We start from the raw sequence: 2,305 nt of genomic DNA, 5'->3' as shown, positions 1-2,305 counted from the left end.
TGCAACCCGAACCCTACCGGCCCGGGAGATCAAGGTGTCAACGTCAAAGGGTTAAGCCCCCTCGAAGGAGTCGCTGCCCTTGCCCCGTCAGGCAGAGCAAGTGCGGCTCGTCGCCGACGCCTACGGCCTCGAACCGTCAGAGCGGCATGTCCTGGTCGATTGCATCCTGGAGCGCCAGGCGAGGAACGTGCGATTCTGGGCAGGTTTCCAGGCCAGGCCGGAAACCGCCCCTGCCACCATCTCGCAGATCGCCGACCGGATCGAATGGAGCAGGCGCGAGCACGCCTACCTCTTCACACACCGCGACACCTTCGACCATGCCCTCACCTGAGACGAACGACAGCACCCCCGACCATCACCGAGACCCTCAATAAGCGCAATGTGTTAGACGCTCTAAGCTTGAGGTTTGACGTGGGTGGTGTCTCGTTTTCGGTTGCAGGGCATGGTGAATGCTGCCTCGTAGGCGTGTAGCTGCTGGTACGAGGCGATGTCGGCGTGGGATTAGGGTGCTGATGCCTGTCGCGTTCGCGCGGTTCGCATGTGGTTCAGGTGCGGGTACTTCCCAGGGTGGCGGACCGGTGCCTTGGCATGGTTTTTCGACCCCGCGATGCGGCCGGTGCCGCACTGCCGGGTTTTCGGCGTCCTGGACAGGATCGGCAGGCTCGCCTGGAGATGCCGATATCCCCGTTTCACCCGGACCGGTGTCAGAGCGCCGGGTTCCCGTGGGCGCTCCCACGCGAAGGACCGGTCGGCCACCAGGACGGGCCATACCCAGTTGCATGTAGGCGGCACCGACCAAGGCCACCCACCGGTCGGCCGCCGCTGCTGAGCGCAACCGGGGCAGCGTCAGAGCCAGATACTGCTTGAGGAACCGGAAGGTGTGCTCGATGTCGAACCGGCGCAGCCACGCGGTGAAACACGCGATGAGCAGATCGGCGTCGATGTTCACTGCCGAGGCCCACAGCCACACGACCTCGGGATTGCCCGCGTGCGGGAGCCGTTCGGGCTGCAACCGCAGCAGGGTCCCGGCGATGACCGGCAGCGGGCCCTCATGGCCGGCCCACACGATGACCTGCCTGGAGAGCTTCTGATGCAGCTGGTCGAACGCCGTGACCGCCAAACACCCGTAGACGGGCGAGTGCTGCTCGAGGCCCGCGGCCGCCTCGGTCCAGGTGCGGTGGTCTTTGAGCGACATCTTCGCGCCGTGGTGGGCGGGACGGCCCGCGCCCCCAGACGCCCGATCGGGCGCCGGGCCGTAGAACACCCGGTCCGAACGCACCCTGGAGACGACGATGACCGGCAGGTCCGCGAGCTGATGCGCCAGGTATGCCTCGGCGTACAGCGAATCGATGACCACCGCGATGTCCGCATCGCCGATCTTCCACCGGCCGACGGCGATCAGGCCCTTGACCGTACGTGCGAGCTGGACTGCGGCGACGATGCTGTCGTGGTCATCAACGCCGACCCGCTCGATATCCAACAGCGCCGTCCATGAAGAAGGCCCCGACCCGACCGCCGCCACCATCGAGTACGGCCACCCCGGGACACGCGAATCGGCCCCCCGGCCCCGGCCGTGAACATGGCAGAACGCCCGCTCACCACTGGTGTTCGCGTCCGGGCGCAGCCACGCTGTCACATCGACGGCGAGGACGATCCGCCCGGCCACGGTCGGGATCGGCTGGTACAACGCCGCCCGCCGAAAGCGCCGATGATCCACCCTGCCGCAGTTGAACGCCTGGTACAGCATGTCGTGACCACGGCCGAACCGAGGGGAGAGCGACAGGTACGGGAACGCCTCGACCCGGCCCGGTGTCTCCAACAACGCCTCGCACGCCTCGAACAGCGCATCACGCCGCCCGGTCAACACCTCGGAGTAGAACACCTCACGGAACCCGGTCAGCCGCTCAAGGGCGCCGCCACCGTCCGATACGATCGAGCCCGAAGCCCTTGATGATGATTTTGTTTGCGACACAAGGAAAATCATTCACCAAGGGCTTCCCTGCGTCCAAACCAGGCAGCACTGAGACACCACCCACGTCAAACCTCAAGCTAAGAACTCGTTTCAAGTTCGGGCGAGGGGCGGGATTTCCGGATCGTGCCTTTGCGGACACGTGGTGGGGTTCTGGGTTAGTTGGCGGGCCGGTGACCCACCTCTTCGCCTTGGCGGCCAGCGAGGTAACGGTCAAGTATGTTGTCGGGCATGACTGCGGACGACTGGGTGGCCGACACCCGAACCTCTTACGACGGGGCTTAACCCTTTGACGTTGACACCTTGATCTCCCGGGCCGGTAGGGTTCGGGTTGCA

Annotated in this window: 2 protein-coding genes; one reads left to right on the top strand and one right to left on the bottom strand. The window is 65.6% G+C overall.

Annotation, left to right across the window (positions count from 1 at the left end):
- Nucleotides 1-79 precede the first annotated feature (79 nt).
- A complete protein-coding gene (locus ACYVK3_RS21705) occupies nucleotides 80-331 on the top strand; it encodes a hypothetical protein (protein ID WP_460499442.1) in 252 nt (83 codons plus the stop codon).
- Nucleotides 332-367: 36 nt separating this feature from the next.
- On the opposite strand, the gene ACYVK3_RS21700 is transcribed toward ACYVK3_RS21705, so the two are convergent.
- The gene (locus ACYVK3_RS21700) at nucleotides 368-1,984 is read right to left on the bottom strand and encodes a transposase (RefSeq protein ID WP_460499441.1); all 1,617 of its coding nucleotides are present in this window, start codon (nucleotides 1,982-1,984) and stop codon (nucleotides 368-370) included.
- Nucleotides 1,985-2,305: the final 321 nt, after the last annotated feature.

This window comes from Glycomyces tarimensis (assembly GCF_054776215.1).
Note: the sequence above shows the minus strand (reverse complement) of the source record. Positions and strands in the feature narration are given on the sequence as shown.